6 protein-coding genes and 2 pseudogenes are annotated in these 6,702 nt (G+C 64.5%); 5 read left to right on the top strand and 3 right to left on the bottom strand.

The window, feature by feature from the left end; translation table 11 throughout:
- Positions 1 to 235, bottom strand: a pseudogene (locus AC2VOG_RS16970) (alanine dehydrogenase); the annotation flags it as partial.
- A 68-nt stretch (positions 236 to 303) separates the two neighbouring features.
- On the opposite strand from AC2VOG_RS16970, the gene aldR reads away from it, so the two are divergent.
- The 4 genes from aldR to AC2VOG_RS16990 are packed head-to-tail and all read left to right on the top strand — an operon-like array spanning position 304 to position 4,665.
- Positions 304 to 819: an HTH-type transcriptional regulator AldR gene (gene aldR, locus AC2VOG_RS16975; RefSeq protein WP_486941024.1), complete on the top strand. Its 516-nt coding sequence runs from the start codon at positions 304 to 306 to the stop codon at positions 817 to 819.
- A 46-nt stretch (positions 820 to 865) separates the two neighbouring features.
- The gene (locus AC2VOG_RS16980) at positions 866 to 1,786 is read left to right on the top strand and encodes a metal-dependent hydrolase (protein ID WP_486941025.1); all 921 of its coding nucleotides are present in this window, start codon (positions 866 to 868) and stop codon (positions 1,784 to 1,786) included.
- 14 nt (positions 1,787 to 1,800) lie between these two features.
- On the top strand, positions 1,801 to 3,582 hold the full coding sequence (locus tag AC2VOG_RS16985) for an SDR family oxidoreductase (protein ID WP_486941026.1): 1,782 nt from the start codon (positions 1,801 to 1,803) through the stop codon (positions 3,580 to 3,582).
- A 6-nt stretch (positions 3,583 to 3,588) separates the two neighbouring features.
- On the top strand, positions 3,589 to 4,665 hold the full coding sequence (locus AC2VOG_RS16990) for a PDR/VanB family oxidoreductase (protein ID WP_486941027.1): 1,077 nt from the start codon (positions 3,589 to 3,591) through the stop codon (positions 4,663 to 4,665).
- Here the strand turns inward: AC2VOG_RS16990 and AC2VOG_RS16995 are convergent.
- Positions 4,662 to 5,075 carry a hypothetical protein gene (locus AC2VOG_RS16995; protein ID WP_486941028.1) on the bottom strand — a complete coding sequence of 138 codons (414 nt, stop codon included), beginning with the start codon at positions 5,073 to 5,075 and terminating at the stop codon, positions 4,662 to 4,664. The two genes, AC2VOG_RS16990 and AC2VOG_RS16995, sit on opposite strands and share 4 nt — an antisense overlap.
- Before the next feature lie 85 nt (positions 5,076 to 5,160).
- Complete coding sequence (locus tag AC2VOG_RS17000; RefSeq protein WP_486941029.1) at positions 5,161 to 6,489, bottom strand: HNH endonuclease signature motif containing protein; 1,329 nt, start codon at positions 6,487 to 6,489, stop codon at positions 5,161 to 5,163.
- Between the two features lie 116 nt (positions 6,490 to 6,605).
- Between AC2VOG_RS17000 and AC2VOG_RS17005 the strand changes: the two are divergent.
- Positions 6,606 to 6,702: pseudogene (locus AC2VOG_RS17005) on the top strand (4-hydroxy-tetrahydrodipicolinate reductase); the annotation flags it as partial.

Consider the following 6,702-nt stretch of genomic DNA (forward strand, 5'->3'; position numbering starts at 1 on the left):
CTGTCGGCTCTTTGACTTTGAGCACCAAATCGGCATCGGCCCAAACGCTGTCGGCACTGGAAACCAGTTGTGCACCTGCGGCTTTGAAATCGCTGTCGGTGATCGCCGAGCCTTCGCCCGCCCCGGTCTGGATCAGGACCTCGTGCCCGCGGCTGGTCAGTTCGGCGACGCCGGACGGAGTGATTGCAACCCGGAACTCGTTGTTCTTGACTTCGGTCGGAACGCCCACACGCATACCACCAATTGTGAATAAGCTTCAGTGAATATGCAAAGACGTCGTAAAAGTAGCGATATAATCCATATATGGCCGAAGAAAAATCGGACAATCCGCACCCCATCCCCCCGCATGCGAAGGATCTTCGGCCGGCCGACCTGGATCGTGTCGACCGACGCATCCTGAGTCTGCTGCATGCCGATGCTCGGATGACCAACAGCGCACTGGCCGCAGAAGTCGGCATCGCCGCATCGACGTGCCACGGTCGGGTTCGCCGACTGCTGGAGTCCGGGGTCATCCGCGGTTTTTATGCCGACATCGATCCTGCCGCGCTGGGACTGCCTCTGCAGGCGATGATTTCGGTTAGCCTGCAGTCCCACGCCCGCGGTAGGATTCGCGACTTCATTCAACAGATTCGGCGCCGGCCGCAGGTTATGGACGTCTACTTCCTTGCCGGTACCGACGACTTCATTCTGCATGTCGCGGCCCGCGACACCGAAGACCTGCGGTCGTTCGTCGTGGAGAACCTCAATGCCGATGCCGACGTCGCGGGCACCCAGACGTCGCTCATCTTCGAGCATTTGCGGGGTGCCGCCCCGGTCTGATCGTGGGGTCCTGTCGATACCGGCGGTACCGGGTATGATTCTGCCAATGTTCACGGTTAGCGACGAGGCTGTCGGTCCGCACCTGCAAGGTGGCGAGGCCGGGTCAGATCACGAGCGATTGGTCCTCGAAGCGCGCGACGTCGCCTTCGACTGGGCGGAACTTCCGTTTCACTATGTGCCCCGCGAGCCCTTCACCACACACATGCTCAACGTGCTGCACCTGCTGTTACCGGCCGGCGAGGAGTTCTTCGTCGATCTGTTCAAGCAGGCACTACCACTGATCAAGGACGACCAGCTGCGCCTCGATGTGCAGGGATTCATCGGCCAGGAAGCGATGCATGCCCAGGCTCATACCGGTGTGCAGGAGTACTTCGCCGCCAACAACGTCGACGTGACGCCGTTCACCGATCAGATCACCTGGCTGTTCGCGAAGCTGCTGGGCGACCGGCCACGGTGGAGCGTGCGGCGGCAGCGCGCCTGGCTGCTTGAGCGAGTCGCGCTGGTTTCGGCGATCGAGCACTACACCGCGATCCTGGGTGAGTGGATTCTCGACACGCCTGAGCTCGACGCTGCCGGAGCAGACCCGGTGATGCTGGACATGCTCCGCTGGCACGGCGCCGAAGAAGTCGAACACAAAGCGGTGGCCTTCGACCTGATGAAACACCTGCGGGCCGGATATCTGCGACAAGTCCGCACCCAGCTGATCGTCACGCCGATGATGTTCGTGCTGTGGGTGCGTGGGCTCCGGTTCATGTACTCCATCGACAGGCAGGTCTCGCCGGGGGTGAGACCGCGCTGGCGAGACTACTTCACCGCCGCGCAACGCGGATTGATGCCGGGTCCGATGCGCTTCATCCGGGTGATCGCCGCTTACTACCTTCCACGTTTTCACCCGTCGCAGCTCGGCGGGGTCGAGAAAGCGGTTGACTACCTGGCGATCTCGCCTGCCGCCCGCGCCTCGCGCTGAGCCGAGAGGATCCGATGACCACCGCTTCGGCCAACAGTTTCCGGGCGCCGACCCGCAGCACCGTGACCGCCTCTGACGGCGTCAGGCTGGCGGTATACGCCTACACCGAGATCGACCTTGCCCGGCCGACGGTGCTGGCTGTGCACGGCTACCCCGACAACCACCACCTGTGGGACGGCGTCGCGGAGCATCTTGTGGACCGCTACAACGTCATAGCCTACGACGTGCGCGGAGCCGGAGAATCGGCACGCCCGGGCAAGTGCGCGGATTACCGCTTCGCCCAACTGGTTTCCGACATCGGCGCGGTCATCGACAGTCTGGGTGTCGACCGCGTCCACCTGCTGGCGCATGACTGGGGTTCGATCCAATCCTGGGCCGCGGTCACTGACGAGACGGTGATGACCAAAGTGGCCTCGTTCACCTCCATCTCCGGTCCGCACCTGCACTATGCGGGCAAGTTCCTGCGCTCGGCACGGTCCCCACGCGGTCTGGCCGGCGTGCTCCGGCAGCTACTGGCCTCGGGCTACATCTGGTTCTTCCTCACCCCGGGCCTGCCGGAGCTACTGGTCCGGGCGGGGGTAGGCGTCAAACTCGTCGAGGCGTTGGGCCGGATCGGCAACGCCAGCACGCAGACCAGGCCGGGCGATCCGGTGCGGTCGACCCGTGATTACCTCAATGGGCTCAATCTGTACCGCGCGAATATGCCCGGGCCTTTTTTGGCTCCCGCAGCGACGCTGCCGCACACCACCGTTCCGGTGCAGGTGCTGGCACCGCGAATGGATATGTTCGTCACCCCGGCATTGCAGCGCTTCACCGGCTCAATTCCGTTGGGCAGCAGGGTCGTTCCGATCGAGGGCGGCCACTGGGTGGTGACCGCGCGCCCCGACGTCGTCGCGCGACTGGCCGGCGAATGGATCGACCGGCACGTCGACGGTGCCGCACTGGCGATCGCCGGTACCGTGCAGTCCGGGGCCCGTGCCGTGCAGGGCAAGCTCGCGCTGGTCACCGGGGCGGGTGCCGGCATCGGTCGGGCCACCGCGATCGAGTTGGCCCGGCAGGGCGCCGACACCGTCGTGATCGTCGACCGGGATCTGGCTGCGGCGCAAGAGACCGCCGCCGCAGTGCGCGAAGCCGGCGCCGCCGCAGCGGCGTACCAGACCGATGTCAGCGACACGGAAGCAGTCAATGCGCTTGCCGCACAAGTCCACAACGACCATGGGGTGGTCGATATCCTGGTGAACAACGCCGGCATTGGGATGGCCGGCCGATTCCTGGAGACCACTCCCGCGCACTGGGACACCATCTTGGGGGTGAACCTACGTGGTGTGCTCAACGGAAGCCGGGCGTTCGCCGCGCAGATGGTCGACCGTGGCCAGGGCGGCAGCATCATCAATGTTTCGTCGGCAGCGGCGTTTCTACCGTCGAAGTCGATGATCGCCTATGGCACAACGAAAGCCGCGGTATTGGCGTTCAGCGAATCGCTGCGGGCGGATTTGGCCGACGACGGCATCACCGTCACCGCGGTGTGTCCGGGATTCGTCAACACCAACATCGCCAAGAGCACCGTCTACGCCGGTATGACCGCCGCCGAACAGGACAGCGCCCGGCGCAAAGCTGATGTTGCCTACCGTCGTCGCAACTTCACGCCGGAAGCCACCGCCAAGGCCATCGTCAAGGCTGTCAAGAAGGGCTCGCCAGTGGTGCCGATCGCGGCGGAGTCACGGGTCGGCTACGTGATGCGGCGCATCAGCCCGTCGCTGATCCGGTTACTGGCCCGCTACGACCTCCGGCCTTGAGGCGTTGTGTCGGAGGGCATTTGGGCCAGCAGGCCCGCAGACATCTACGGTCGCCGTAAACGTGACCGGCTGTATACGGCGGTCTGGGGCATGGTCGCGGCACTGAGCGGGTTTTCGCTGGCGAGCCGCTGGGAGCCGTCCCGCGTGTTGCCGGTGGGCCGCACGCACAGAGCGGTGATCACCCGACGCGACCAGCTAAGCCCGGACGTGGTCGCGCTGACGTTCGCCGACCCCGACGGCGGCCTGCTGCCGTCGTGGACACCCGGCAGTCACATCGACGTGCAACTACCATCGGGCCGTCGGCGCCAGTATTCGCTGTGTGGGGCACCCGGGCGGCGCATCGACTATCGAATTGCGGTGCGCCGCATCGCCGGTGGCGGCGGTGGGTCGATCGAGATGCATGAGGCGTTTCATGTCGGCGACATCCTGGTGTTTGAAGGTCCCCGCAATGCGTTCTATCTCGGCGGTGACGAGCGTGACGTGCTGTTTGTGATCGGTGGAATCGGGGTGACGCCGATCCTTTCGATGATGCGCGCTGCGCAACAGCGCGGAATGAACTGGCGCGCAGTCTATGCCGGCCGCAGCCGCGAATACATGCCGCTGCTTGACGAGGTGTTGTCGCTGGACGCCGACCGGGTCACCGTCTGGGCCGATGACGAGCGGGGGCGATTTGCCACCGCCGATGACCTACTCGTCGATGCCACGGAGACGACCGCGGTCTATGTGTGCGGACCGACCGGGATGCTCGAGTCCGTGCGAGCTGCGCGCAAGGAGCACGCGAACGCACCGCTGCACTACGAGCGGTTCAGTCCGCCGCCCGTGATCGACGGCATCCCGTTCGAAATCGAACTCGCCCGCTCCGGACGGGTTCTGGAAGTGCCCGCCAATCGTTCGGCCCTCGACGTCATGCTCGACGTCGACCCGACCGCGGCGTACTCCTGTCGGCAAGGCTTCTGCGGAACCTGCAAGGTCAAAGTGCTCGGCGGGCACGTCGACCGACGTGGCCGTACTGCAGAAGCGGACGGCGAGATGTTGGTGTGCGTTTCCCGGGCCGCTAGCGGCCGCCTGGTGATCGACGCTTAGGGCGCCGGGGCAAGATGCAGCCTGTTGTTTTCCTGGTAGCCCGCCGGGTTGCCGCAGGCTGCCACGTTGTTGGTGATCTGCACGTTGCCGTCCAGGGTGTTCGGGTCCCAGGTGTAGTGGAACGTGATTGCGTCGCGGATGTCGCCGCCCTGTTCACAGGACACCCCGCCCTTGCCGTCTAACACCCACTGATTGTCGATCAAATTGGCTTGACCCAGGTCCTTGATGGTGACGCAGCCGTCCCCGCAGGGGGAGATGTACCAGTCGCTGCGCACTTCGTGACCGTCGGGGAAGGTTTCGGTTTCGATGTAGTGGCCGTTCAGCGGGTCCGCCGAGGACACTGGGGCCGTCGCTAACAGGGCGACACCGGCGAACATCGCTCCAGCGGCCAGGCCGCGGCTGATCCTCATGCTCGAGGTCCTTTCGTCAAGCTACGTCCCGATCCAGTGATTCTGCCGGGTGAACGTATGGTGACAAAGACGCAGGTTGACATCTTCAGCGGTGTGAAAATCGCTTGCCGATGAATCTTTCGGGATGATGATAATCATTGCGCCGCTTTTGTCCGTGATCGAGATGGGCGGGCGGGATCCACTGCGTATTGCCGACGTTGCCGAGTTTTATTGTCCGCCAGCCGTTATCAACCATTCTGTGGTGGGGTTTACACGCCAATGTCAGCTGGTCGACGTCTGTCCGGCCGCCACGAGCCCAGTCGTTGTCATGATGGACTTCGGTCCAATAGGCGGGGACGTCGCAGCCCGGAGCAGTGCAGCCTCGGTCTTTGGCGTAGAGGACCAGTCGCTGGTCTGCCGAGGCTATTCGACGTGCCCGGCCCAAGTACAGTGGCCGGTCTTGATGGCCGTCGAATACCGCAAGATAGTGGTAGGCGCGGCTGGCCATGCGAATGAGGTCACGCATCGGCAGGACAGTCCCGCCGCCGGTGACAGCGTGACCGGCCGCTGCGCTGAGTTCCTGCAAAGTGGTCGACACGATCATGGTGACCGGCAGTCCGTTGTGCTGCCCGAGTTTCGGATCACCCAGTTGACGGCTCACCAGAGCGTTGAGTGCATCGTGCTGCCGCTGAGCATGGCTGCGCGTATCGGGTTCGTCGGTGGCGCAGGAATTTTCAGCCTTGGTGTTGCTTGTACCGGGTGCGGCGAACCGCGCCAGCCACGCGTCGAGATTGGCGCGCAGCTCCGGCGAAGCCACCAACTTGCCGACGCTCATTCCGTCAGAGCGCTGCGGCGACCAGGTGAACCCGCGCTGGCGGGCTCGATCGATGTCGGAGAACTTGCCGTCGGGATTGATCAACACCGCGCAACGATTCGCCACCTTCTCCAACTGGTCGGGCCGCAGCGCGGTCGCCTGTTCCGCCAGGAACCGCTCCGCATCCTCGACTGTGTCGGGCGGTGTGTCCGATGGCAGGTCGCGAACGAACGTCTGGATCACCTTGAGGTGCTGCGGATCGAGCAGCCCGTCTCTCCAGACCTGGGCCGTCGCGGGCAGCGCCGGTGGCAACGTCTCGCCCGTGATCGTGGTGCGCGGTCGCAACTGCTGGGCCTCGCGGAGACGGCGGCGAACGTCTGCGCAGCTGATCCGGAGCCAGTCGGCGATCACCTTGTGGACCGGCCCGCCGACGTCGGCAGGGTCCTCGTGGGCAAGGCCGGCGACAAGATCGTGGCCTGTGACGAGCTGGCGACGCCGCGCCGTCTCGAGACGTTCGAGCGCGTGCAGGCGGGTAATCGGATCGGCCGCGGCGAAGTCGAGCTTGTTGATTGTGGTCACGGCGGCGTCCAGCGCGTCGAGGGCCGCCGTAATCGCATGCATGTTCGAAAGGCTATGTCAGCCTCCGCCCATCTGGGGTCGTCTGGACGGCGTATTGCCGGACATCTGTGGACAACGGCGCAACTGTGGATAAAGTCGGCACGATCTAGGGTGAAGACATGCGAGTAGCTGTGCTGGGGTCCAAGGGCAAAGTCGGAACGACGATGGTGCACGCCGTCCAGGTCGCCGAGGATTTGACCCTGTCGGCGGAAGTCG

The organism is Mycobacterium sp. TH-M11, assembly GCF_057473725.1.

Excerpts from the sequence above, each read along its gene's own strand:
- AC2VOG_RS16980 (WP_486941025.1), top strand. The coding sequence starts at position 866 with ATGTTCACGGTTAGCGACGAGGCTGTCGGTCCGCACCTGCAAGGTGGC.
- AC2VOG_RS16995 (WP_486941028.1), bottom strand. The coding sequence starts at position 5,075 with ATGAGGATCAGCCGCGGCCTGGCCGCTGGAGCGATGTTCGCCGGTGTC.
- AC2VOG_RS17000 (WP_486941029.1), bottom strand. The coding sequence starts at position 6,489 with ATGCATGCGATTACGGCGGCCCTCGACGCGCTGGACGCCGCCGTGACC.
- aldR (WP_486941024.1), top strand. The coding sequence starts at position 304 with ATGGCCGAAGAAAAATCGGACAATCCGCACCCCATCCCCCCGCATGCG.
- AC2VOG_RS16985 (WP_486941026.1), top strand. The coding sequence starts at position 1,801 with ATGACCACCGCTTCGGCCAACAGTTTCCGGGCGCCGACCCGCAGCACC.